The 26601-nt window shown below is 49.0% G+C and carries 19 protein-coding genes; 6 read left to right on the forward strand and 13 right to left on the reverse strand.

Annotated elements, in window-relative coordinates:
* Positions 1-146: 146 nt before the first annotated feature.
* Positions 147-1388, forward strand: a complete 1242-nt coding sequence (gene moeA, locus J0A65_RS11765) for a molybdopterin molybdotransferase MoeA (RefSeq protein ID WP_206594385.1) — start codon at positions 147-149, stop codon at positions 1386-1388.
* A 65-nt stretch (positions 1389-1453) separates the two neighbouring features.
* Here the strand turns inward: moeA and hemN are convergent, their stop codons facing one another.
* Complete coding sequence (gene hemN / locus J0A65_RS11770) at positions 1454-2809, reverse strand: oxygen-independent coproporphyrinogen III oxidase (protein WP_206594386.1); 1356 nt, start codon at positions 2807-2809, stop codon at positions 1454-1456.
* Between the two features lie 288 nt (positions 2810-3097).
* On the opposite strand from hemN, the gene J0A65_RS11775 reads away from it, so the two are divergent.
* The 4 genes from J0A65_RS11775 (at position 3098) to J0A65_RS11790 (ending at position 7889) form a co-directional block, all read left to right on the forward strand.
* Positions 3098-3730: a hypothetical protein gene (locus tag J0A65_RS11775; RefSeq protein WP_232849908.1), complete on the forward strand. Its 633-nt coding sequence runs from the start codon at positions 3098-3100 to the stop codon at positions 3728-3730.
* Complete coding sequence (locus J0A65_RS27825; protein ID WP_206594387.1) at positions 3720-4805, forward strand: rhomboid family intramembrane serine protease; 1086 nt, start codon at positions 3720-3722, stop codon at positions 4803-4805. Before J0A65_RS11775 ends, J0A65_RS27825 begins: the two co-directional genes overlap by 11 nt.
* 144 nt (positions 4806-4949) lie before the next feature.
* Complete coding sequence (locus J0A65_RS11785; protein WP_206594388.1) at positions 4950-6353, forward strand: MBL fold metallo-hydrolase RNA specificity domain-containing protein; 1404 nt, start codon at positions 4950-4952, stop codon at positions 6351-6353.
* 9 nt (positions 6354-6362) lie between these two features.
* Positions 6363-7889 carry a Na/Pi symporter gene (locus J0A65_RS11790; RefSeq protein WP_206594389.1) on the forward strand — a complete coding sequence of 509 codons (1527 nt, stop codon included), beginning with the start codon at positions 6363-6365 and terminating at the stop codon, positions 7887-7889.
* A 33-nt stretch (positions 7890-7922) separates the two neighbouring features.
* On the opposite strand, the gene J0A65_RS11795 is transcribed toward J0A65_RS11790, so the two are convergent.
* A complete protein-coding gene (locus J0A65_RS11795) occupies positions 7923-8168 on the reverse strand; it encodes a hypothetical protein (protein WP_206594390.1) in 246 nt (81 codons plus the stop codon).
* A gap of 217 nt (positions 8169-8385) precedes the next feature.
* On the opposite strand from J0A65_RS11795, the gene fabA reads away from it, so the two are divergent.
* Entirely contained in the window at positions 8386-8904 is a 519-nt protein-coding gene (gene fabA, locus J0A65_RS11800; protein WP_206594391.1) for a 3-hydroxyacyl-[acyl-carrier-protein] dehydratase FabA, read from the forward strand.
* Positions 8905-8987: 83 nt separating this feature from the next.
* On the opposite strand, the gene rmf is transcribed toward fabA, so the two are convergent.
* From rmf to J0A65_RS11855, 11 genes are all read right to left on the reverse strand, one after another.
* Positions 8988-9164 (reverse strand): ribosome modulation factor, encoded by a 177-nt coding sequence (gene rmf / locus J0A65_RS11805; RefSeq protein ID WP_188694402.1) that lies wholly within the window; start codon positions 9162-9164, stop codon positions 8988-8990.
* Positions 9165-9587: 423 nt separating this feature from the next.
* Positions 9588-11282 (reverse strand): DUF3466 family protein, encoded by a 1695-nt coding sequence (locus J0A65_RS11810; RefSeq protein ID WP_206594392.1) that lies wholly within the window; start codon positions 11280-11282, stop codon positions 9588-9590.
* 38 nt (positions 11283-11320) lie between these two features.
* Positions 11321-13216: an ATP-binding cassette ATPase Uup gene (uup, locus tag J0A65_RS11815; protein ID WP_206594393.1), complete on the reverse strand. Its 1896-nt coding sequence runs from the start codon at positions 13214-13216 to the stop codon at positions 11321-11323.
* Entirely contained in the window at positions 13213-13443 is a 231-nt protein-coding gene (locus J0A65_RS11820; RefSeq protein WP_206594394.1) for a glutaredoxin family protein, read from the reverse strand. Before J0A65_RS11820 ends, uup begins: the two co-directional genes overlap by 4 nt.
* On the reverse strand, positions 13433-15541 hold the full coding sequence (rlmKL, locus tag J0A65_RS11825; RefSeq protein WP_206594395.1) for a bifunctional 23S rRNA (guanine(2069)-N(7))-methyltransferase RlmK/23S rRNA (guanine(2445)-N(2))-methyltransferase RlmL: 2109 nt from the start codon (positions 15539-15541) through the stop codon (positions 13433-13435). Before rlmKL ends, J0A65_RS11820 begins: the two co-directional genes overlap by 11 nt.
* Positions 15542-15654: 113 nt before the next feature.
* Positions 15655-16137: a GNAT family N-acetyltransferase gene (locus J0A65_RS11830; RefSeq protein WP_206594396.1), complete on the reverse strand. Its 483-nt coding sequence runs from the start codon at positions 16135-16137 to the stop codon at positions 15655-15657.
* Positions 16138-16160: 23 nt separating this feature from the next.
* Entirely contained in the window at positions 16161-16688 is a 528-nt protein-coding gene (locus J0A65_RS11835; protein ID WP_206594397.1) for a cell division protein ZapC domain-containing protein, read from the reverse strand.
* A gap of 131 nt (positions 16689-16819) precedes the next feature.
* On the reverse strand, positions 16820-17827 hold the full coding sequence (pyrD, locus tag J0A65_RS11840; protein WP_206594398.1) for a quinone-dependent dihydroorotate dehydrogenase: 1008 nt from the start codon (positions 17825-17827) through the stop codon (positions 16820-16822).
* Between the two features lie 131 nt (positions 17828-17958).
* Positions 17959-22803, reverse strand: a complete 4845-nt coding sequence (locus J0A65_RS11845; protein WP_206594399.1) for an NAD-glutamate dehydrogenase — start codon at positions 22801-22803, stop codon at positions 17959-17961.
* 390 nt (positions 22804-23193) lie between these two features.
* Positions 23194-25509: an efflux RND transporter permease subunit gene (locus J0A65_RS11850; RefSeq protein WP_206594400.1), complete on the reverse strand. Its 2316-nt coding sequence runs from the start codon at positions 25507-25509 to the stop codon at positions 23194-23196.
* An 8-nt stretch (positions 25510-25517) separates the two neighbouring features.
* Complete coding sequence (locus J0A65_RS11855) at positions 25518-26498, reverse strand: YCF48-related protein (RefSeq protein WP_206594401.1); 981 nt, start codon at positions 26496-26498, stop codon at positions 25518-25520.
* Between the last annotated feature and the right edge of the window lie 103 nt (positions 26499-26601).

Raw genomic sequence — 26601 nt, forward strand, 5'->3', positions numbered from 1 at the left:
TAAGCCGGTCTAGCGCCGGCTTTTTACATTCCCGGCATAGCCGCAACGAAATCTTTTACCATCATCCCTTTTCTATTCCTTTGGTTGTATTGGCTTCAATGCGCTAACTGGTTACCCTTAAGCCATTGGAATAGTAGGAGAACATTATGTCACATCACCCTGAGGAGCCCTCACCTTGCTATCAGGCTCCGGCCTTGCTGCCCGTTGAGCAGGCGCTAGCGCAGATGCATGCATCACTGACCTGCCGCCAAAAGGTGCAAAAAGTAGCGCTGGAGAGCGCCCTGGGCGCTGTATTGGCAGAAGATGTGATTGCCGAGCTGAATATTCCGCCCCATGACAATTCGTCGATGGACGGCTATGCCGTTCGTGCCGCAGATTTACAAACCACTGACAGTTTGACATTAACCGGCAGTAGTTTTGCCGGCGCGCCTTTTAGAGGCGAACTGCTGGCTGGTGAAACCGTGCGCATTATGACAGGTGCAGTCATTCCCACTGGTGCAGATGCGGTGGTGATGCAAGAACAGGTTGAGGCGAACGATACCAACATACGTTTTTTAAACAAACCCGACACCGGCAGCAATATTCGCCGCGCTGGGGAAGATATCCGTCAAGGACAAGTGCTGTTGGCCAAAGGTCATCTTATTCGCGCCGTGGACTTAGGTCTTTTGGCCTCATTAGGTATTGCAGAGGTCAGCATCTATACACCACTTAAGGTGGCCATTATGTCATCCGGCGATGAGTTAGTGGCACCGGGTGGCAAGCTCAAAGAAGGGCAGATATTTGACAGCAATCGCGCGGTGCTTCGTGCCCAACTGAGTCAACTGGGCATTGAGGTGCTGGATCTTGGCATAGTGCCGGATAGCAAACAGGCCCTGCGTCTGGCATTAAGCCAGGCAGCCGCAGAGTGTGATGTACTAATTAGCTCAGGCGGGGTGTCGGTAGGCGAAGCCGATTTTACCAAAGAGATTCTGGCTGAGCTTGGCCAAATTGGCTTTTGGAAGCTGGCCATTAAGCCAGGCAAACCCTTTGCCTTCGGTAACTTAGGTGAATGCGTGTTTTTCGGCCTGCCCGGCAACCCCGTCTCGGCTTTCGTCACCTTCGATCAACTGGTTCGCCCTGCCCTGGCCAACCTGTCAGGTCAGATTCAAAACACCCAAGTTAGACTGCTGGCAAAAGCCGCGGATAATCTGAAAAAGCGTCCAGGCCGGATGGATTTGCAGCGCGGTTGGTTTTGGCAGGATGAAAACGGTGAGTTGTTAGTTAAAAGCACTGGTAATCAGGGCTCTGGAGTGCTGACCAGTATTGCCAACGCCAACTGTTATATTGTGCTGGAGCAACAGCGCGGTTATGTCACAACGGGTGAGCAAGTCAGCATTCAGCCCTTTTAAAACAAGCGGCCCGCAAGGCGGGCCGAAATTTTCCTGATGTTGACTTAGTTATTATCGTTATTCCGTTACACCACCTTGGAGTAGCGCATTTGTCCTTGCTGCAGGTAGGCGTCAAAACAGGCGCAAATACTGCGCACCCAGAATCTGCCCTTAGGTAAAACTTCGAGCTGGCTGTCAGTAACACGCACTAAACCGTCATCGATAAAAGGACGAAGGCTGTCATAGGCATCTGCAAAGGTGCGCCAAAAATCAGCCAACTGCCAGGTTTGGCAAAACGCTGGAATATCCAAATTAAAATGACAGATAAGCTGGCTAATCAGTGCTGCGCGCATCTTGTCGTCATCACATAAACTGAAGCCTTTTTGCACCGGTAAACTGCGCTGCGGCATAGCTTCGTAATAAGCTGGCAGCTCCTTGGCGTTTTGCCACAGTACACCGTTTACCTGACTGATAGACGACACCCCTAAGCCAATCAGCGCATCCTGGCCATGGGTGGTATAGCCCTGGAAGTTGCGCTGCAACTTGCCCTGCTGCTGGGCTTTGGCCAGCTCATCATCAGGTTTGGCAAAATGATCCATGCCAATAAATTGATAACCGGCCTGCTCGAAGGCTTCGATAGACTGCTGCAGTAGCGCCAACTTAGTGGCAGAGGTGGGCAAGCTGGCATCGGGAATTTTACGCTGCGCAGCAAAACGTGCCGGCAGATGTGCATAGCTAAACAGGGAAATGCGATCCGGACTTAGTCTGACAATCTCAGCCAGAGTTTCGGCAAAGCTCTCTGGATGCTGATAAGGCAGACCATAAACCAAATCCAGGTTTATTGAAGCAAAGCCAAGCTCCCGACACAGTGCCACCTGATGGCGAATTAAGTCAGTTTCCTGCACCCGGTTAATAGCAATCTGCACTTTCTCGTCTAAGTCCTGCACACCAAAACTAACCCGACCAAAGCCGAGTTTGCGTAAATGGCGCAGTTTATCGTCATTACAACTGCGGGGATCTATCTCAATGCTCAGCTCGGCATCCACCGCTATATCAAAGTGTCTGTGCAGCGCTAACAACAAACGACTTAACTGGCTGTTGGTCAGAAATGTTGGGGTGCCACCACCTAAGTGGATCTGATGGATACGCTTACCTTGCAACTTTTGCTCATACAAGGCCATTTCCAACTCCAAGGCATCCAAATAGTTGTCTGCCTTATGTTGGTGACGGGTAATGACCTTATTGCATCCGCAGTAATAGCAAAGCTTGTGACAGAACGGGATATGAATATACAAACTGAGATCATCGCGACTACCGTCTATCGCCACTTGCACCTTGCCAAGATCGAACTCATCGGTCAATGCCAGCGCAGTAGGATAAGAGGTATAGCGCGGTCCATTGATGTTGTATTTGGCAATTAGTTTGGGATCCCAGCCTTGCATTCTGTCTCTGCTTTTCTATTTTTCATGGCCGCATTGTACGAAAGCTCTTTCAATCGGGTTTTGATCTATCACAAATCCGCGTAGCTTTAACATCGTTCAGACGAATCGCTCAATACAAAAAGAAGCGTGTAAACAGGCGTTAAATGGTGAATTATTGGTCAACCAAACGGTCATGTTTATGGTTTAACTTTCCATCCTGCCAGGTAAAACGATAGAAATTAGTTGTAGCTTATCAGCGCCTGGCTATTCCGTTACCATTGCCGCCTTTTTAACGACAGGAAGTGTGTTTTGTCCCATTCAGATGCAAAGTCGGTACAGGTCGCCGACACCTCATTGGCCTCTCATCGCAAAGTTCCACTGGATAATCAGGAGCTACGCAAAACCGGCTTTTGGCTTAATCAGGTATTTATGATTGTTTCCACCATAGTAGGTGTTTATCTCGCTGCTCAAAGTGGTTTACAGCAGGCTTTGACCTTTGACACTTACTCTAAAATGGAAGACAACTACTACCTGAGAATGTCTCTCTATGAAGAATTGAAAGACAACATAGGCGAAGTAGAACACTACGCCACCGAAGTGCTGGCAAAAAGCCCGGCTTTACAAATCATCAAAGACAACCGGCCGCCCATGGATCTCTATGTGTGGGAGACCATGCGCTACCACCCTGCCACATTAGAGACCCCCAGTGAAATACTGACCGAAGTCAGGCGCTTTTATGGTAAGTCCAGGCAATTGATGGACAAGGCCGAAAAGCGCAACTTAGGCGCGGCATACGCTGGTGAGCAATTAAAGCTTCTCACCGATCATATGCAGCAAAATGTATTGCCAGCATTAGCCCATAGTGCAGAATCACTGCAACAAGCGCTGGCCGATGAAGGTGTAGTGATTGGTAGTTTAAAGGAGCTAAATCGTGCCGATTAAACCCTGCCCTCGTTGTAAGGACAAAATGCTCACACCCACATGCTATAAAACAGACGAAATCGATGTTTGCCAGGCTTGCGGTGGATTGTGGTTTGAGAAGGATGAAGTCAACCGCATGATTAACGAGCTGCATGAGGATGTGTCCGACTGTCAGTATACGGATCACTTCGGTAAACATCTGGGTGACAGCGAACTCAATTGTCCGGACTGTCATCAATCTTTGCAGCGTTACCATTTATTGGCCGATTATCATGCCGAGATTGACCATTGTCATACCTGTGACGGTAGCTGGATTGACCGCAGCGAACTACGTGGTGTTCAGCAGAGTCCCGCCCTGCAAAGCGCACTGGCTAAACTAAATGAGAAAATTAACTGGAAAACCTACCTTTTTCAGTTTCTGTCGCAGATGCCGGTGGAGTATAACCTTAAGCCGCGTATCCGCCCTGTGGTCAATTGGACATTGCTGTTGCTCAACGCATTGATTTTTGCTCTCTACTATTTCGATGAGCAAAGCTTTATCTGGACATTTGAGCACCTGGCAGCCGTACCCAGTCAGGTATTAGCCGGAGAACATGCCTGGACCCTGCTGACCTGCATTTTCTTGCATGGATCATTGCTGCATCTGGCAGGCAATCTGTACTTTTTGTATGTGGTCGGCGACAACCTCGAAGACGCCTTAGGGCATAAACGCTATCTGGGACTTTATTTATTGTGTGGCCTGGCTGCGAGCGTCGTGGGCGCACTGGTCAGAAGTGGCAGCGATATTCCCTCAGTGGGTGCCAGTGGTGCCATAGCCGGGTTATTTGGTATGTACCTGATGTGGTTCCGCCACGCCAGCCTGACCTTTATGTTTGTGATTTTCCAGAAAAAGCTTTCGGCAGTCTGGTTCTTCGCCATTTGGGTAGCCTTTAATATCCTCGGCATGGCTTTAGGAGACACTGAAGTCGACTACGGTGCCCATTTAGGCGGATTTGCTACCGGCTTGTTAATTGGCTGGTGGCTGAAAGACAAAGTGCTTGCCGCCAATCCAATGATTTCGTTACTAAATCAGCAAGAAACCGTCATCCGTCGCTAACCACAATCGGGTAGTTGGCTGTGTCAGCTGCCCACCTCTTCCCTCTGATCCACATCAAGCAGTCATTCCGTCTTATGCGCTAGCATGCCAGCGGTATTTCACGCTACATTGTGATAAAGCCAGTAAACAAGAAGGGAAGAATCCATGGCGACAATTCAGTTTTTAGGGGCAGCGCAGGAAGTAACCGGCAGTTGCCATTTGCTTGAATCGGAACAAATAGGCAAAGTACTGCTTGATTGCGGCATGCATCAAGGCGGCGACATTATCGATCGTCTTGAAAATGAAGACTTTGAGTTTAATCCCCACAGCATAGACGCCGTGGTGCTATCCCATGCCCACCTTGATCACTCAGGTATGCTGCCAAAGTTGGTGAATCAAGGCTTTAACGGCCCTATATACTGCACTCAAGCTACCGTCGACCTGTTAGATATTATGCTGCGAGACTCCGCCGGTTTGTATGAACGGGATTTAGAGCGTGAAAATCTGCGTCGTAAGCGTCAGGGCAAAAAGTTACTGAAACCCCAATATCGCATGCAGGATGTGGAGCATACATTAAGCCTTTGTGTCGGTTTGGATTACTGCGAACAGGTGTTGCTGGGCACAAATGCCAAGCTTCGTCTGCACGACGCCGGCCATATCCTTGGCTCGTCAATTGTTGAAATTACTTTTAATGAGCGGGGCCAAAACAAGTGTCTGGTATTCAGTGGCGACTTAGGTAAACGCAATGCTGTACTGATGAACGATCCCAGTTACCTTAAACACGCTAACCTGGTATTGATGGAAAGCACCTATGGTGATCGTGAGCATAAAAACGAAGATGACACCCTGCAGCAATTAGAGGGTATTCTGGCTGAAACCTGGCAACGCGGCGGCAATGTGATGATCCCCTCCTTCGCCGTAGGGCGCACGCAAGAATTGCTGTTTTACTTAGGTTGTCTGCATCAGCAAGGCAAACTGGACAATTGGCAGATTTTCCTCGATAGCCCCATGGCCATTGAAGTAACCCGCATTTATGAAAAGTGGGTTGAGCTGCTCGATCCTAAAGACACCGCACATCTGCATTTAGATCACCACAAACCGCTGGAAGATTTTCTGCCCAACCTGTTTATGGCCGTCACTCCGGAAGATTCCATGGCCATCAACAAGATTGCTCGTGGTGCTATTGTGATTGCCGGCAGTGGCATGTGTAACGGTGGGCGCATTCGTCATCACTTCAAACAGCGCATCTGGAATAAAAACAATACCCTTATCTTCGTTGGCTTCCAGGCTCGGGGGACACTTGGGCGGGTATTGGTGGATGGCGCCAAGCACATCAAACTGTTTGGTGAGCCCTATCTGGTCAAGGCCCGCATAGAAACCCTCGGCGGTTTCTCTGCCCACGCAGGTCAATCCGGCCTGATTAAGTGGATAGGTCAATTTAAACCTCAGCCTAAAGTGGTGCTGGTACATGGTGAACCACTGGCACAACAAGCACTGGCAGATAAACTCTGGCAGGAGCAACAATTGGCGGTTGAAATCCCGCAAAAAAATCAAAGCATGGTGTTTTAGGGCGTAATCATGATGCAACTGTTGGGTGCGCTTGGCTTATTTTTGCTTGGCATGTGGTTAATGACCGAAGGGTTGAAAATTGCTGGCGGCAAAGCCCTGGAACATATGCTGGGTAAATGGATAAGCAGTCGTCTGCGTGGATTTATAGCCGGTATTGTGGTGACCGGCCTGGTGCAGTCATCCAGTGCGGTAACGGTTGCCACGATCGGCTTTGTTAATGCAGGTTTGATGAGCTTCTCGCAGTCGGTTTGGGTGATTTTCGGTAGCAATGTCGGTACCACACTGACAGCCTGGTTAGTCACCCTTATCGGCTTTAAGCTCAATATGTCGGCAGTAACCTATCCACTGATTGGTATCGGTGCCCTGCTTAAGGTGTTTTCGCCCAAAGTACGAGGGCAGTCTCTGGGCATGGCGCTGGCGGGCTTCGGGCTTTTGTTTATGGGCATTGATGCACTGCAGGCCAGTTTCAGTGCTATACAATTTGACCCGCAAACCCTCACACAATGGATCAACAGCCCAATATTGGTGGGATTGGGGCTTGGTGTCGTCTTAACTGTCCTCACTCAGTCATCCAGTGCCGCCATTGCCATCATCCTGACCGCTTCAGCCAGTGGTATGGGCGATTGGGAGCTGGCTGCCGCCGCGGTTATTGGTGCCAACATAGGCACAACTTCCACCGCTTTGCTAGCTAGCCTGGGCGCCTCCAGTGGGGCTAAACGATTGGTGATGGCGCATGTCTTGTTTAACCTGCTTACCGGCGTGGTTGCCCTGTGTCTGCTACCCGTTCTTACCTGGGGACTGAACGACTGGCTGGGCTCCCCCGAACATATGCCGATGTTCCTTGCGCTATTTCACACCGGTTTTAATTTGCTTGGTATACTCCTGATGTTACCGATAGAACCGAAAATGTCAGCCTGGCTGCTGAAAAAGTTTCGTCGTGTTTCCCGCTATACGCATTTGGATGCCAACCTGGCCTCGGTGCCTGAACTGGCCCTAAGCGGCGTGCCAAAAGAAGTCGCCATGCTGCGCTTAGCCATCCTTGAGCTGCCACAGCAGCCGTCAACAGAGACCAAACTCGATGGCTTGCTGGGACGTGTGGAAGAAACCCGTGATTTTATCAATAAAGCTGGCCGCAATACCCTGACAGAGCTACAGGGTGAAGGCTTTGAAGCCGCCGTGGCCGATTTACACGGCTTTGCAACAGCACTGGAGTCTTATGCGGAGTTTGTTCAACATGCAGACGCCCTCAGTAACCCCGCATATAGGCAAGATATACAGGAATGGTTAGCACAAGTTCAGCAATTTGCCGACCTGCAACGGCAGATGGAGCAAGGATTAGATGAACCCTGGCGGGCATTGAATCAGGCATACCAGCAACTGCGACACAGGTTAATTCGTACCAGTATCAGCCAGCACCTCGATGCCGCTGCCCTGGAACAGGTGTTACGAGGACTGAGTGCCTGTCTGCGCTGCCAGCGCCGTATTTTGGAGGTAGGACAGGATGACAGGTTAACTGTCGTCCCTGAGGCAGCCTGAGGGGCTATAACAGGCCCCTAGCCAAGGAATAACTTAACAATCGTTGCTTTTTAACCACTCATTCAGCAGTTTAATCTGCCCGCAGCGGTAAGCAGCATAGGTTATGCGTAACGCATTATTCAACAGTTCACCGTCCGTCCAGCCGCTTTTTTCCGACAATTCTTTATAACAGTGCATACCTTTGGGGCTGACATAGCCCCTGACTTCCTTATTGCCTTTCTGGCGTTGTCTCTCACGGAAGCGGCGTTGTTTTTCGGCATTAATATTTGAAGCAGACATGGAACAACATCGTCAAACAAAAGAGAGCCAGTATCAGCTATTCGTCCGCCAAGCTCAATGGCCGGGCAATGTTATCCATCTGTTTACCCGGAAAATACCCCGGTTATAAGCCAAGGGTATAGGTTATTGATAATAAAACGACTGTTCAGAGTTGTTTAGCGCACAACTGTTCGCTAAATTAAGCCGCGAAATTTATGCACTAACCTTCAAGTGAATTATGACTATTAGTAAAAACAGTTTTACCAAAGAAGATTTGCTGGCTTGTAGCCGCGGCGATTTATTCGGTCCTGGTAATAGCCAACTCCCCGCCCCTAATATGCTGATGATGGACAGAATTGTCAGCATCAGTGAGGAAGGTGGTGCGTTTGACAAAGGCCATATTATTGCTGAGCTGGATATTTCTCCGGACCTGTGGTTTTTTGACTGCCACTTCCCTGGCGACCCGGTCATGCCTGGGTGTTTGGGACTGGACGCCATGTGGCAACTCGTTGGTTTTTTCCTTGGGTGGTCTGGCGGCCCGGGTAAAGGTCGCGCGCTGGGCGTGGGGGAAGTGAAGTTTACCGGCCAAATCCTGCCTACCGCCAAGAAGGTTACCTATCGCATCGATATGAAGCGTGTAATCAAGCGTAAGCTGTTTATGGGTATGGCTGATGGTTGTGTTGAAGTAGATGGTCGTAAGATTTACGAAGCGAAAGATTTGAAGGTTGGACTGTTCCAGGACACCAGCAACTTCTAACTGCACTTAAAACGTCAAAAGCCCCATATCAGGGGCTTTTTTAATGGTTGAGACCGCGAAAAAGCGGCAAATTCAATTGAATGTCAGCGGTTTGCTAACCCGACACTTCTATCTTCTTGCGCTGCCCGCCAACCTCCTAACCATTGAGACCGGGAATCTGTTGTTTGATAAGGACAATTTTCTTTGGAACGACCTGAGATGCCAGCTTGATACCCTTTTGCGTGTGCACGTGAAAGTTTATCTCTCTTCTGTCTTTTCATTAGATACCTCATCCGTAATTTAAAGTGTGATCGAACGACCACCCCTATGTGATATCGAATTCTGCGGCTTGGTTCAATGACACTTATCGCACCTATTCTTCATATGCTGTTAAGCGCATGATATTCGTTGAAATTTTTCTTACATCATTTTGTCATATTAGACGAATATACTGACCTGTGAGGCATAACGCTGATTTGACAAGGGATTTCAAAGCGTTCGGTTATTTTTGATTAAAATGACGAAGGTAAAAGGCGTAAAACACCCAAAGTGAATGCCAATAACAAGATGTGTAGAGGAAAGGCAAGACTTATGATTATTCCCTGCGTTAAGGCGCAAGGGGTAAAAAGGTTGGAAAAATCGAGCTTGGTAGATAAGAAGTCGTTGCACCCGATCGTCATCAATCAGGTGCAACTATTGGGTCATTAACGGCGACGTAGCAATCCGCTTACGCCGAGCAGCCCTAGCAGCCACCAGCCGAATCCTGCGCCCTGACGCTCAACCTTATCTTCACTGGCGCTGCAATCATCGATATCGCCACCTGGAACAGGCACCAATTTCACCGCAACCACCGCTTCTTCCATAATCTGGTTACCCGCATCATCTAACTGAGGCTCACCTGTGATATCCAAAGAGGCACGCTTGTACGTTGCTGTGGCAGCAATTTCACCTGACTCATTGATGGCATTGGCTTGCACCAAGGTGTAAGGGCTATTGCAGCTAATCAGATCATTCAGATTCTGGAACTGTTTATCATTGATATCATATAAAAACGCATTGCGACGACGGACACTGCCACCGATAGTAGACTCTACTTCTCCATCACCCACTACCTGACCTGCATCGTTAATATCTCTGGCCACACTGGCTGAGCCAGGGAAGAAATCGTCCGGATAGGTCATGGTTTGTTCATCAAAGTCATAAACGAAAAACTTGGTGCGTTCAAAGCCGTTTATTAGTTTGAGGGTATAACCAATCACCTGATTATGGTTATTAATGCCAGTAGCCGCGCTCAGCAGCGGCTGCTGACTTAGGGTATAGCTGCTATACCGCTCTTCATTACCAATAATCAGTGTCTTGTCTTCCGCATACACGGCGGCGTAATTACGAATAACGTCTTCATAGTCCGGGTAGCTGGCATGGCTGATCCCAACTGCGATTCCATTGCTATTTACGTCCATGGCACGATTGGAGTAAAAATTGGTGTCATCTTCTTTAGGAGTGAAAGGAAGATCAAAGGTCTTAGTGTCAAGCACTGTTCCTTGATTATCAATTTTCCACAGCGTTGCACGATTCTTGTAGTAAGAGTCCACGGTGGCCAAAGCCGGTCTGGCGCTCGTCAGACACCATTCGATGGGATGGTCGCCACGTTTTTCATCGTCGTTACAGTTTTCAATCGCCGTATCCAGGCTTTCACGCTTGTCGATTGAGCTTACCCCAGCTACCCACAAATTGTCTGATATGCCGCGCGCTTCACTGTACCCACCTAAGGTGACATCAGCCGGTAACAACGGGCTTACCTGTCCATTGATACTAACAAAACCACGACGATTAAAATCACGAATCAGATACGTCAGCTCGGTATCAGACTCATTGGTGTAGTTAATCTTGTGATAAGGGGCCGAGCTAATACCGGCCATCGCACCATCAGCGTTCAGGCGTCCGGGAGATACATCGATACTGCGGGTGAATCTGCCAAGTTCGGTATCAAATACATCAAATCCTGTTACTTCTTCACTGCCATTTTGGTCAGCGATATACCCTAGGTAAGTACCCAATTGCTGAAAAAGTGGATTGCCTTTATTTCCCTCGACATAGGAATAAAGCACAACCAGATCTTTTTTACTGATGATGCCGTTTTTCACATCATCCGGGGCCTCCAGAAGATTAACCAGCGCCTCGTTATTTTCCAGATCCAGCAGACTGACATCGATAGGAGGATTGTAGGGTGATTGCACAGTCAGCAGCACTTCGCCATCTGCACTAATACCATTGGCATAGCTATAAATGCCTTTATCGGCAGTTGCCAGTGGTACCACTTCATATGTAGCTGCCCAGAGGCCTGAGCTAATAAGGGCTAAACTCAGGGCGGAAAGTGGCAGTAACCTGTTTGTATTCATCTGAATTCCTGTTTTACTACAAGCACTTGTCTCATGTGCTACGACATACTATCTAATTCTTCCCATCTGGCAAACGCCGTTTCCAGCGCCTGTTGGGCCTGGGTGAGCTGTTCCAGCATGGTGGCGGTTTCATTGGGATCCTGCTTAAAGAAGTCCGGGTCATTAACCTGGCTTTCCAATGTCTGGATCTGTAGTTCCAGTGCCTCAATTTGGGCGGGCAACTGCTCAAGCTCCAACTGCAGCTTGTATGATAGCTTCTTGTTTTTCTGGACAGAAGCCTTTGGCGCAGCAGTTTGACTGGTGTTTTGTGGTTTAGTTTCCTGTTTAGCCTGATTTTGTTGCGCATACCAGGCCGTTACATCTGCATAACCACCAACAAACTCCCTAATCTTGCCCTCACCTTCGAAAAACAGACAAGAGGTTACCACATTATCCACAAATTCCCGGTCGTGGCTGACCAGAATGACCGTACCCGGATATTGAGCCAGCGTTTCTTCCAACAGTTCCAGGGTTTCTACATCAAGATCGTTGGTCGGTTCGTCCAGAATCAATAAATTGCTTGGCTTAGCCAGTAACTTGGCCAGCAATAACCTGTTGCGCTCACCGCCGGATAATGAACTGACCGGCGCTCGAACGCGATCGGGTGTGAACAGATAATCCTGTAAGTAACTGATCGCGTGGCGAGTGCGGCCATTAATGGTAATTTCTTGTTTACCCTCTGCTACAGCATCAATAACCGTATCCGTAGGGTTGAGCGCCTGACGATGTTGATCAAAATACGCCAGCTCCAATGCCGTGCCCATACGCACATTGCCACTGTCGGGGGCAAGTTGCCCCAACAGCAGTTTGATCAGGGTACTTTTTCCACAACCATTAGGGCCGATTAATGCCAGCTTGTCACCACGAAATACCGTCAAATCCAGGTTATCTACTATGGTTTGGCCTTCGATACGGTAATTTAAGCCTAAAGCTTCAAACACCAGCTTACCTGAGGCCTGACTGTCTGCCAGGCTGACTTTGGCTGTGCCCTGACGGTTACGACGCTCAGAATGTTCTTTACGCAAGGCCTTAAGCGCCCTGACCCGCCCTTCATTACGGGTTCGACGGGCCTTGATACCTTGACGTATCCACGTCTCTTCTTCAGATAACTTTTTATCAAACAACGCATTGTGCGTCGCTTCGACTTGCAGATCTTCGGCCTTTTTATCCAGGTACTGCTGATAATTACCCGGGTAACTGACCAGAAAGCCACGGTCCAAATCAATGATACGAGTGGCAATGGCACGGATAAAGGCCCGGTCATGGCTGACAAACACCACAGTGCCTTTAAAATCCACCAATACCTTTTCCAACCATTGGATACTGGCGATGTCCAGGTGGTTAGTCGGCTCATCCAGCAACAAAATATCTGGATCGGTCACCAAGGCGCGTGCCAGGGCGGCCTTTCTGCGCCACCCACCTGACAAGGACGATAAAGGCTGTTCTGCTGGCAAGGATAACTGATTGAGTACCTGCTCAATGCGTTGCTCCAATCGCCAGGCATCCAGGCTCTCAAGCTCAGACTGCAAACGCTCCAGTTTATTCAGATTGGCATCCGATGGGTCCTGCGCCACTAAATGAGTATGATGGAAATACGCCTTAAGCAGCTCGCCAGACTCCGCTAAACCTTCTGCCACGTAGTCAAAGATACTTTGTTCGGCCAAAAGCGGCGGGTCTTGCTCCAGGCGGGCAATCACAATGCCGCCAGTCACAATACGCTGCCCGTCATCGAGCTGCATCTCGTCATTGATAATTTTCAGTAAGGTGGATTTTCCACAGCCATTGCGGCCCACCAAACACAGTCGCTCTGCCGGTTGAATCACCAGCTCCGCCTTGTCCAGCAGTACATGGGTACCGAAGGACAGTTGGGCATTTTTTAGTTGTAACAAACTCAAGATAAAAACTCTTTTAAAGCGTTGGCATCAAAAGGCCAGAAAAGCTCCCTGCCCTGGCGGTCTTTCAGCACAGGAATACTGTAGCGGTAAGTGGCGAATAACTGTTCATCGTCCACTATATCTACCTTGGTCAGGCTTAGCTCTGGGGCAGTCTGCAATACCAGCGCTTCGGCTTCCTCGCAAAGATGACAGGCGATGGTACCGTACAAAATCAAATCAGTTGGCATGGGTAATCACCCAGCAATGATGAATTTTTGGATTACGTTTAAAGTCCTCCGGCAGGGTCTTGGCGCTGATATTTTCAGCTTGCAGCCCCATCTCGGCTAAACCTGCTTCATCCAATTTGAACTGACGCAGGTTATTGGAGAACACAATTTTGCCGCCCTTTCGCAGGCACTGCTTGGCATCGGCCAGCAGATTCAGGTGATCCCGCTGCACATCCCAGGTATTTTGCATCCGCTTGGAATTGGAAAACGACGGCGGGTCGATAAAGATCAGATCATATTGCTGGCGATGGGTATGCAACCAGGCCAGGCAATCTTCCTGCTGAAAGCGGAACTGGTAAACGTTATTCAGCTTATTCAAAGAGAAGTTACGCTTGGCCCAATCCAGATAGGTACGGGACATATCCACAGTAGTGACACTTTTGGCACCGCCCAGCGCTGCATGCACAGATACCGACCCTGTGTAGGCAAACAAATTTAATACGTCTTTATCCTTGCTCCACTGACGCACCAACTGGCGGGTGCTTCTGTGGTCGAGGAACAAGCCGGTATCCAGATAATCTTTCAGGTTGACCCAAAAGCGCGCGCCGTGTTCCCAAACCTGGATGTACTCTTTGTCGCTGGACAGCTTTTCGTATTGCTCTTTGCCTTTTTGTTGCTGGCGCACCTTAAGCACGATCTTGTCATGGCCCACCCCAAGAATCTTAGGCAAATGCAGCATGGCATCCATCAGGCGTTTACGGGTTTTGCTCTCGGGAATATTCTTAGGCGCGGCGTATTCCTGCACCACCACCCAATCGCCATAGCGGTCGATGGCCATATTGTACTCAGGTAAATCCGCGTCATAGACCCGGTAGCAATCGCTGTCTAATTGCTTAATCCACCCTTTGAGCTTTTGCATATTCTTGGATAAGCGATTGGCAAAATCCTGACCCGCAGCGGCAGAAGACTCACGAATCTCACAGTTTTTCTCATCCAGCACAAAATTGACTAACTGGCATTCCAGCTTACCGTTGATGATCTGGTATTCCTTGCCTGCCACCAGTTTAAGCTGGCGCAGTAAGTCACGGTTGGAGGTCAGAATAGACAAGTGCCAGTTGGCATAATGACGCTTTAGTTGCAATCCCCAGTCGTTAAACAGGGGTAACAATTCCGTCAGTTCACCCAAACGCTCACCATAAGGTGGGTTACTGACCAGGTAACCGGGTTCACCCGGACATTGCCAGGTACTGGCATCGCCGGTAGAGAATTGAATAAGCTCAGCAACCCCAGCAGCCCCGGCGTTTTGTTTTGCCAATTGCACCATGGCAGGGTCAATATCATTAGCATAAAACTGACGGGCCGGGCTGGTCACTGCCCGCTCAGCTTCATCAAACAAGCCTTGCCAGACGTCCGCCTGGTGCTTTTTCCAGTAAGTGAATCCCCATTGATTGCGCAGCAGACCCGCGGCTTGATTGGCCGCCATCAAGGCCGCTTCAATCACAATAGTGCCTGCCCCACACATGGGATCAGCCAGAGGTGCCTGGCGATTTGCCGCCCAGCCACTGCGATACAGCATAGCCGCCGCGATATGTTCCTTAACCGGCGCGCTGCCCGCTTTTAAACGATAATGGCGCTGGTGCAAACTGGCGCCGCTTAAATCCAGATAAACCCCGATTTTGTCGCGCCATAAACGGCAGTGAATACGAATAGCCGGGCTGTCTTTACTGACGTTGGGACGCCGCTCAAACAGCTCCTGGAACTGATCCACCACCGCGTCTTTGACTTTTAGCGCGCCAAACTGACTATTATTGATGGCCTTGCTGGTACCGACGAAATCCACCACAAAACTATCGGTGACATTAAATTGTGCAGACCAATTCACACTGGATGCGACTTTATACAGCTGCTCTGCGTCCTGACAATCACCTTCTGCCAACCTAACCAGCACGCGATTGGCCAGACGTGACCACAGGCAAATGCGATAGGCATCGTTCAATTCACCATCAAACAGGATCTGACCTGGTTTATTTTTAAGTGACAAATGCGGACAGAGCTGAGCAATTTCCTGCGCCAGGAGATCGTCTAAGCCCTTGGAAGTGGTGATGACAAATGCGTACATGCCGGACCAGAGTAAAATTAAAGGCTGGGATTATAAGGGAAAAGTCAGACTTTGTATGGATCAATTTGTCCGTTTAACAATAAGGTTCTGCCGGTCAATAAGCGAATGTGGTGTTACACAAGCGCAAGCCAGAAGCCGTTATCGCCCTGCAGTTGAAAGCCTTGCTTGATGAAAAAGCGTCGGGCCTGAAGATTCTGTTGATCAATATCGGCCAGTAAACGCTGAATACCTATTTCCCTGGCATAGGGTATAAGCGTGCTCAGGGCCTCTTGCATCAATCCTTTTCCCCAATATGCCGATCCTAACAGACACCCTACTTCACACTGATTACGTGCCGTATTAAAACTGTGCAATCCGCAGGTGCCTATTAGCAACCCGGATTCTTTTAACACTATCGCCCATTCAAAAGACTCGCCGCTAGCATACAAACAAGCAACGCTTTGCAGCATCTTTTGCATCATAGTGGTATCGGTAAATACGGGATCAGCGGCAAAACGCATTGTCTTAGGGTCAGCATAAACACCAAGCAGTGCATCAACGTCAGAAGGAATGATATGGCGAAGATAAAGACGGTGCCCGCCCAAAGTAGGAAGCAATTTATTCGCCCCTGTCGTGCTGATCAGGCGAGCTTACGCAGGGGCTGCTGCTCAAAACAAGGTTCAAGACAATCCAACATAACCCGAATCGCTTCAAACTGTCCCAGTGCTTTGCCATTAGTCAGTGGTAACTGGTCATCAAGCAATAAACACAGGCAACTACTTTGGTTATCCTCGACTACCCACACTTTGGCGCGCTGCTCACCGCAAGTTAGCCAGGCCAGTCGATGATGATGTCCGCCCTGCTGGTGGCGATCGAAGAACCAACTTTTTGGCATTAAGGGTTTATGGAAGCGCTGCGTAGCACAGACATTTATGGCGAGTTGTGTTTGTTGAGCGGCGCTGAGCCTAAGCGGGCAATGCTCAAGCTGATTGGCCACCTGGCTGTAGACTTCCAGATCCTGAAGGTCAAAGGATTCTTGCTCGTCCAATGCATAGGCCAGATGCTTAGTACGATAAGGGGTCAGGAACAGCATGTCGCCCAGCAACAGCGCCAGGCGGTCGTGCTGATGGTCGTAATACCAGCGCCAGTTGCTATCAGGTTGCAGCATCAGAAAGGTCCCTTTTTGGTTAGTTAACAAAGGCGGCCAAATGACGCCGCCTTATATTAATAACCTACATCCAAGCGGTTAATTTTATTAATAATTTATCCGCATAGACGCGTGGGATCCGCGCTGGATCTTTATAAGGATTCGAGGATCTCTTTGATCAAATCCGGCCCTTGATAGATCAGTGAGGAGTATATCTGGATCAGATCTGATCCCGCCGCGATCCGCGCTTTAGCTGCGTGCGGAGAATCTATCCCCCCTACCCCGATAATCGGCATGGCACCATCTAATGCCTTGCTGAGTTTTTGTGTAACCTGCAAGCTGACCTGAGTGAGCGGTGAACCACTTAACCCCCCGGCTTCATTGGCATGCTCCTGCCCTTCCACCAACTTGCGATCCAAGGTGGTATTCGTTGCTATTACCCCATCCATGCCGGTTTGTACTAATGAGCGGGCAATATCAATAATCTCTTCATCGCTGAGATCAGGAGCAATTTTTACCAGCACAGGTACATATTTACCGTGCTGATCGCTAAGTTGTTGTTGACGCTGTTTTAAGCCATTCAATAAATTGTCCAGCGCTTCGCCATATTGCAGGTTCCGTAACCCTGGCGTATTCGGTGATGAGATATTGATTGTTACATAGCTGGCATGAGCATAAACCTTGTCCAGGCAGTGCAGATAATCGTCCAGAGCCTGTTCTTCCGGTGTTACCTTATTCTTGCCGATGTTAATGCCAAGCACCCCTTTGTACTCTGCCCTTTTGACCTGCTCGACCAGATAATCCACGCCTTTATTGTTAAAGCCCATTCGGTTGATGATGGCCTGGGACTGGGGCAAGCGAAACAAGCGAGGCTTGTCGTTGCCCAGTTGTGGCCGTGGCGTTACGGTACCAACCTCAATAAAACCAAAGCCCATGGCGGCAAACGCATCAATACACTCGCCGTTTTTATCCAGGCCGGCGGCCAAGCCTAAGGGATTGCGAAAAGTCAGCCCAAGCAATTCCACAGGCTTTTCCGGTACGTGCTGCGCATAGATGCGATTCAGCAGATTACGCTGGCTGGCCTTTAGAAACGCCAAACTAAAATCGTGAGAACGTTCGGCATCTAAACTAAACAGCAGATCTCTTAACACAGAATACATAATGGCGTGGTTTCCTTAATAGCGGCTTAAAAACAGGCAATCGCCTACCCACGGACAAAAAAAGCCCCGGCTAAACCGGGGCATTATAGAGTATGCTCAAGCGACTGTCCCGCCCTTGGCGGGTGCAGCCCTTAGTGAGCTGATGAATTACTGCAGTTCAGGCTCAGCAACATCAGTTCACGCAGCGCCACTGAGAACTTGGCAAACTCGTGAGTGCTGCTGGTTTTGAACTCAGACATCATGTGATACCAGCGTTCCAGCAATTCATGATGGGTATCAATCCAGCTGTCCAGCAACGCCTGAGCGTCTTTGCTCTTGGGATCAAACTTCAGCAATACCGAGGTCAGTGAGCGTTGCTGCCAATCCAGTTCCTCACGGTAGGAGGCCCTGGCCAGTGCCTGCCAGTGGTTGCTGACCGACTGACGGTTGATTTGATCCAGGAACCAGTGCAGTTGCAACTTGTTACCCAGCTTGTAATACAAGCTGGCAACCAGCGCCACTTTCTTACCTTCCAGACAAGCAATCTGGGCCAAATCCAGACAGGAGAACAGGTTGCTTAGGCTCGCAACTTTATAGGCGATATCCTTAGGCACGCCAGCTTCGGTCATCACGCGGCACTTCTCTTCCAGTTCCTTGTATTCAGTCTCGACCAAATAGTCCTGCAGATTCTTGCTCAGATCCTGCATGGTAGGCAGATAGAAGGCAATCGCATCATCAATAGACAAGCCTTTATTGCCATGGCGCAAATACCAGCGAGACGCGCGACGTAATGAACGGCGCATATCATCCAGCATTGCCAGTTGCATGTTGGCGTCGATCTTATTGTCGAGCTTCTCAATCTCACGCCACACGGATTCCATGCCAAAGATACCTTTAACCACGGAATAGGCATTGACCACTTCAGAGACACTGGCGCCGGTTTCTTCCTGCAAACGATGCATAAAGTTCAGGCCCATGTCGTTGATCATATTGTTGGTCAACTTAGTGGCTATGATTTCCCCTTTCAGTGGGTGCAAGGTCATTTGCTCGGCAAACTTGTCCTGCAGCATTTTCGGGAAAGCCGTAATCAGTAATCTGGCGTGATACGGGTTTTCCGTGACTTCAGGAATATTCAGTTTGTCTTTCAGCACCATCTTGCCATACGCCATCAGCACGGCCAGTTCAGGGCGTGTCAGACCGCGATCAGAGGCTTGACGCTCAGACAACTCATCATCACTCGGAATAAATTCCAACTCACGGTTCAAACGACCTTCGCGCTCCAAGCCATGGATGAAACGCAGTTGTTCTTTAAGACGCGAGCCACCGCCAATTTCGGTAATAGAGATGGACTGGGTTTGACGATAACAGTCCTGCAATACAATTTGCGCCACATCATCGGTCATATCGTACAGCAGCTTATTACGCTGCTTGATGGTCATATCACCGTTTTGCACTAAGGTATTAAGCAGGATCTTGATGTTAACTTCGTTATCCGAACAATCCACACCACCAACGTTATCGATAAAGTCGGTGTTCATGCGTCCGCCGGCAGCACAGTATTCCACCCGGCCGAGCTGAGTACAGCCCAGGTTGCCGCCTTCACCAATAATCTTGGCTTTGATGTCTTTACCGTTTACACGCAAATCATCGTTGGCGCGGTCACCCACATCCGCATGGGTTTCCTTGGAGCCTTTCACATAGGTACCTATGCCGCCATTCCAAATCAGGTCAACCGGCATTTTCAGAATATTATGAATCAACTCACTGGGGGTCATGCTCAATTGCTTGGTTCCCAGCCATTTCTTCATTTCGGCCGTCAGCTTAATGGCTTTGTCAGCGCGGGAGAAAATGCCACCGCCCTTGGAAATCAGATCTTTGTTGTAATCGGCCCAGTTCAACGACGGGTCATTAAACAAACGCTGACGTTCTTCGTATGTCTTGGCCGCGTCTGGGTCAGGGTCGAAGAAAATATGCATATGGTTAAATGCAGCCACCAGGCGAGTATGCTTGGACAGCAGCATGCCGTTACCAAATACGTCACCGGCCATATCACCTATACCTATACAGGTGAAGTCAGTGGTTTGACAATCCACGCCGATTTCACGGAAATGACGTTTAACCGACTCCCAGCCGCCACGTGCGGTAATACCCATACCTTTGTGGTCGTAACCAACGCTACCACCAGAGGCAAAGGCATCACCCATCCAGAAGTTATACTCTTCAGAAATGCCGTTCGCGATATCTGAGAAAGTAGCGGTGCCTTTATCTGCGGCAACCACCAAATAAGGATCATCTTCGTCTAAACGCACCACATCTTTGGGCGGAACAATTTCGCCCTGCACTATGTTGTCAGTGATATCCAGCAAAGAGCGGATAAAGATGCGGTAGCATTCCTTACCTTCTTCCAAAAATGCCTGACGGCCACCTGTAGTTGGCAGGTTCTTACAGATAAAACCACCTTTTGCACCAACCGGAACAATTACGGTGTTCTTTACCTGCTGTGCTTTTACCAGGCCCAAGACTTCAGTACGGAAGTCTTCCTGACGGTCAGACCAGCGCAAACCACCACGGGCAACGCGTCCACCACGCAGGTGCACACCTTCAACACGCGGTGAGTAAACAAAAATCTCGAACTTAGGCAGCGGCAGTGGCATATCAGGGATAAGCTCTGGCAGCATCTTAAAGGAGATATAAGGCTTGTCGTTACCCTGCTCATCTTTCTGGTAGAAGTTAGTACGCAGCGTAGCCATGACCATATCCAGATAACGACGAATAATACGGTCGTCATCCAGATTCGATACGTTATCCAGGCTTTCTTTCACTTGAGACAGCAGCGCTTCTTCTTTCTTCTCCGAACGTTTTACCGCCGGGTCAAAACGCTGTTCAAACAATTGCACTAACAAAATGGCGATGTGCGGATACTTGTCCAGCGCTCTGGCGATATAGTCCTGGCTGAAAGAGCTACCGGTCTGACGCATATACTTGGCGTAGGCGCGCAGAATAGTCACTTTACGACCAGGCAAGCCGGCACCCAAAACTAAACGGTTAAAGGAGTCATCCTCTAGCTGCATGTACCAGACTTTCGAGAAGGCATCCTGGAACAGTTCCTGAGCCTGCTCCAGGCTCATTTTATTGCTGGAACTGTGCAACATGGAGAAATCCATGATCCAGTTGACTGTACCGTCGCTAGCCTTGACCTGATAAGGGCTCTCGTCGATTACGCGTAACCCGAAATGCTCTAACATCGGCAATACGGCAGACAAGTGAATGGGCTGCTTGCGGTGGAACAACTTCAGTTTAACTACCGCACTATCGTCCGACTCTTCCTGTGGACGGTAGAACAGCATATCCAATGTACGCTCGTCATCCAGGCTTTCCAGCTTCTCGATATCCACTACCGTAGTGGTCGGTAGATTTTGTTCGGTATAGCTGCGGGGAAAGGCATTATCGTACTTCTGATCAAGCTTCTTGCCTTTGGCTTCGCCATAGCTGGCACGCAGCGCACTGCTTAGCTTGTCATTCCAGCTCTTAGACAGCTCGATAATATTCTTTTCAATTTCCTTCACGTCTATTTCCACGTTGTTGTTCTTCACGCGCACCATATAGTGAGTGCGGGCATAAACGGACTCGGAGAAGAAGGTAGTGAATTCCACATCCTGCTCGCTACCGAAGGATTTTTTCAATAAAGCCTGGGTGTCTTTACGCAGTTGGGTGTTGTAACGCTCTCTGGGCACAAACACCATGCACGAGTAGAAACGCCCAAATACATCACGACGCACAAATAAACGGGAAATACCACGTTCCTGCATCTGGAAAATACCCAGGGCAATCTTGCCAAGCTCATCTTCATTGGCCTGCAGCAATTCATCACGTGGGTAGGTTTCGAGAATATTCAGGAAGGCTTTGTAGGCGTGCGACGACTTGTCGAATGCAGAGTTATCGCACATACGGGAAATCTTTTCTTTCAACACGGGCACATCACTGGCGCCAGCGTTGTAGAAGGCCGACGAATACAAACCGATAAAGCGGTGCTCGCCCACTACATTACCTTCGTTATCAAATTCTTTGATTCCGATGTAATCCATGTAGGCAGGGCGATGAACCCTGGATTTGGTGTTGGTCTTGGTCAGAATCAACGGATTCTGACTCAGGGTTTCTTCCCTGGCCGACACCGGCAAACGCGACAATAAACGGTCACGGTTGCTAACCGAGTTTTTCATCAAACCCAAGCTGCTGTCGTTGTCAGCAATCCAGCGATGATCACCTTCCACGGCTTTTGCCTGATAATGGCGATACCCCATAAAGGTGAAGTTGTTATTGCGGATCCACTTCAGGAAGGTATGCACCTCCTTTTGCGCCGCGCTGCCCGCTGGGCAGGGCTGCTTGGCGTAATCTGCAATCACAGCATCTATTCGTTCATTCATCGGCATCCAGTCAGACACCGCCAACTGCACTTCATCCAATACGGAATGCAGTTCTTTTTCAATATCTTGCAGCGCTTTCTTACTGGTCTGACGGTCAATTTCCATCAGGAACACGGTCTGCTTGGTAACACCTTTACTCTTGGCGTCTTGCAGGGCTTCCAGTTTATGGTCTTTAGCGCGTTTTACACCAATTGGCGTATGCAGCATCAAGTGGGCGGTGATGCTCAGGCGGTTAATTGCCATACGCACCGAATCCACCAGAAACGGCATATCATCAACGATGATTTCAATAATAGTGTGGGAAGACTGCCAACCGTGCTTAGCAATTTCCGGATTAAATACACGAATAAAGGGTTCTTTATCGTGGTAGTCAACAAACTCATTCCACAAACTCAGCGTGGCACCATACAGATCGCTGTCCACCCTGTTTTGTAAATCATCCTTTGAGATGTTTTTAAACAGAATTTGCGCGAACTGCTCCACCAGTGGCGACTGTGCCTTGTCGACTTTCTTGCGGATCAATGAATACACATTTTCGAGGAGTACAGAGTGCTGGCTATTTGCAACCGTCATTTTTATACCTTGTCATGCGGGCTTTGTAGGGCGAATTTTAGTATACCAATTCACTTTCAGTAATTTTCGCTCAGCGGAATCAGTAATAAAGAACTGAGATCTATACAAATTCTGAGTATTGTCCCCTATTCCCTAAGCCTTTGAAAGGGCTAAATTGCCTGATATGACCCGGCTTCGGGATACATATTCATACGGAGTTAATAAAAATTTCTAATCTGAAAATTCTGTGGTTCAGAGAGGAAATTTGAACCTGCACGAATGTGGAGTGAATAAGCGTGAAAACCCGCTAAAAGGTGTCGATTGCCATGTATAAATGAAAAAGCCGTGAAACCCACTTTGTAAGGTTCACGGCTCACTTTCATGCACTGGGGCTATTAGTTATGCAAGAAATTATTTTTGCTTGTACCAAAACACTGATGCTAAGGCAGGTAACACCACCACAGCCCCTAACATGTTTACTACAAACATAAAGGTCAGCAGGATGCCCATATCCATCTGGAACTTCAGACTGGAGAAGACCCAGGTACTGACGCCAATAGCTAAGGTGATACCGGTAAAGAGTACCGCACTGCCCCGCTCTTTCAAGGCATCGAAATAAGCCTGACGCACTGCCATGCCCGACTTCAGTTTTAAACTCATGGTAGACAGAATATAAATGCCGTAATCGACACCAATCCCCACACCCAAGGCAATAACAGGTAAAGTTGAAACCGTTAGACCGATTTGCAACTTAGTCATCAGCGCCTGTGCCAATATAGATACCACATACAACGGCAGTACGACCGCCAAGGTCGCCCGCAATGAGCGGAAACTCAGTAGACACAAAACAATCACCGCACCGAATACGTACAGCATCATCGGAGCTTGCGCCGCTTTCACCGCTTCATTAGTTGCCGCCATCACCCCAACCGGACCAGAGGCCAGCTTAAATTGCAGGTCTTCACGCTCATATTGCTGGCGATACTCTTTAACCGCATTTACAACACGGTCGATGGTTTCGGCTTTATGATCGGCCATAAACAAAATAACCGGCATCACGGAGCAATCACCGTTGAGCAAACCAGATGAGGTATCTACCCTGGAGATATCCTGCACCAGGGATTGTTGATTGCGTGGTAACACCCGCCATTTAGGGTTGCCTTCGTTGTAGCCAGCATTGATAAGCTTAGCCACCGACGCCAGACTGACCGCAGATTGCACGCCTTCCACGTTTTCCATCTTCCATTGGAATTCGTCAATAGCATTCATAATGTCAAACGAGGTACAGGCCGATGGCGTGGTTTCTACCAGCACAGACATATAGTCAACGCTGATGGCGTATTTATCGGTAATCAGGAAGGTATCCTGGTTATAGCGGGAATCCTCATGCAAAGCAGGCGCTCCTGCATGCAAATCACCAATCTTCATCTGTTCAGACTGATACCAGCCAAATGCGAACAGCAGCGCCACCACGATCAGGATAATCTTAGCCACGCCGGCATTTGAACAGTGGGCGACATAATTCCAGAAGCGATCGGAACGCTGTTCTTTATTAGCAAATCGCGCCTTGTACTTTTCACCCAGTTTCACATAGGACATCAGTACTGGCAGCAAGATCAGGTTGGTCAGGATAATCACGGCAACCCCCATACTGGCAGTAATAGCCAGTTCGCGGATAATGCCGATATCAATAACCAGCAGCGTCATAAATCCTATTGTATCGGACAACAGAGCGACACCGCCTGGGATCAGCAAGGTACGAAAGGCCTTTTGCGCGCCTTGCTTGGCCGTTTGTCCGGCAATAACTTCCTTACCTACGGAATTGATCATCTGTACGCCGTGGCTGACACCAATGGCAAAGACCAAAAACGGCACCAGAATAGACATGGGATCCATGCCAAAGCCAAGTAAGGTAAGCAACCCCATTTGCCAGATCACGGCAATAATCGAGCAGAGCAGCGGTAATAATGTCAGCAGGAATGACTTACAGAACAAGTAAACCATGACCGCGGTAATGGCGATAGCAATGGCGAAAAACAGCAGCACATCCTTCGCCCCTTTTGCCACATCCCCCACCATTTTGGAGAAGCCGATAATATGAATACTGATTTCATCGTCTTCAAACTTACCACGCAGTTGCTGTTCCAAATTGTCTGCAAACGCCAGGGTATCTAGTTTTTCTCCCGTTTGCGGGTCCAGTTCGAGAAGCTGGGCGGTGACCATGGCACATTTAAAATCGTCAGACACCATGCGCCCAACAATGCCGGCCTTAACAATATTTTCCGATACTAATTTCAAACCAGCAGGATTGGCTGGATTAAAGTCTGCCGGGATAACCGGACCACCGGAAAACCCTTCCTCCACCACTTCGGTAAAGCGTGTAGAAGCACTGTATAAGGATTTGACCTGAGACCTATCTACTCCAGGGATAAAAAACAGCTGATCATGAACATCTTTAAGCCGTGTAAAGAAGGTCTGGTTAAAAATGGTGTCGTTACGACCACAGACCGACACCAGAATACTGTTGGCACCGCCGAAGTTTTTCTGGTGCTTCATGTAATTCTGCATGTAAGGGTGATTCAGCGGGATATTTTTTGTAAATGCCGCATCCAGTTTTAACTGCGTCGCTTGCCATAGCAAAAAGCCACTCAGTAAACCAAACAACACCATTACCCATGCACGATGGCGAAAAATCACGAGTTCAAAAAAATCTATTAATTTGGTCATCACAGCGGCTACCTCTGAATAAACCTGACGCCGGCTTCGGTTACGGCAACCGTGTTGCCTTTAAAACGTACCGCATTAAGAATGGCCTTTTCTTCTTTGGTTTGGGTCACATTAAGTTCGCCGTCCAACCACACAAGATAACCGTTATTACCCACAACCAGCGTTTGATTGCCTTCTAAAGGCACAATGCTGTTCAGTGAAGATTTCATACCTGTGGGCAAAGGTGACCAGCCGTCAGCCTCATCATATACAAACAGGTTGCCTCGCAGCCCTGCGGCGAGCAAGCGCCCATCTGCTGCCTGTCGAATATCAAAGAACGAACCATAGTAATCCACGTCCATTCGCTGCCAGCTTTTGCCAAAATCTTCACTCACCGCCAACAGCCCCGCTTCACCTGCCAGATAAAGGATATTGTTTACCCGGGCCAGGCGATTAAAATGCGGCAGGATTGAGCCTAACTCTTGCTCGTAAAGGGCTTCATCTTCTTCTTTAAGCTCTTGCAGATATTGAATATCTTCTTCATCCAACAGTTCAATATGGGGTTCACGCAGCCAGCTCGCACCACCATCTTCGGTGCGCAAAAACAAACCATAGGCGCCAATTGCCATGCCGTGCTGCTCGTCCAGGAACAACACGTCCATCAAGGGCTTTTCGAGCTCGGGGAGATAATGTTGAACTTGCCAGGAATGACCACCATCCTGACTGGCAATGACCAGAGCGTCATGACCAACTGACCAGATTCGCTGCCCTTGCACGGCAACCGACGTTAAGGTGGCATTCACAGGCACTTGTTGTTGTTGCCAATCTATACCGTCCTCAGATAACAAAATGTGTCCACGTTCACCAACGGCAATCAAGCCATTTGTGGTTGTCGCCACATCCAATAAAAGGGACTCTTTCGCCAGCGGGGCCACAAAAGCCGGCGTAGTCTGTGCCTGTGCAGGCAGAATAAATAAGGCAGCCAGGGCCAGGGAAAAACGAAGCTTCATGTGGATAATTTCTCAGGAAGTTTGCTGCACGATGTTGTCCTTATACCTTGCGGCATGTCCTTGCCTCTTTGCACAAATAAAAACGGTTGGCAGTGCCAACCGT

The sequence above is a fragment of the Bowmanella yangjiangensis genome (assembly GCF_017255015.1).
Taxonomy (GTDB): domain Bacteria; phylum Pseudomonadota; class Gammaproteobacteria; order Enterobacterales; family Alteromonadaceae; genus Bowmanella; species Bowmanella yangjiangensis.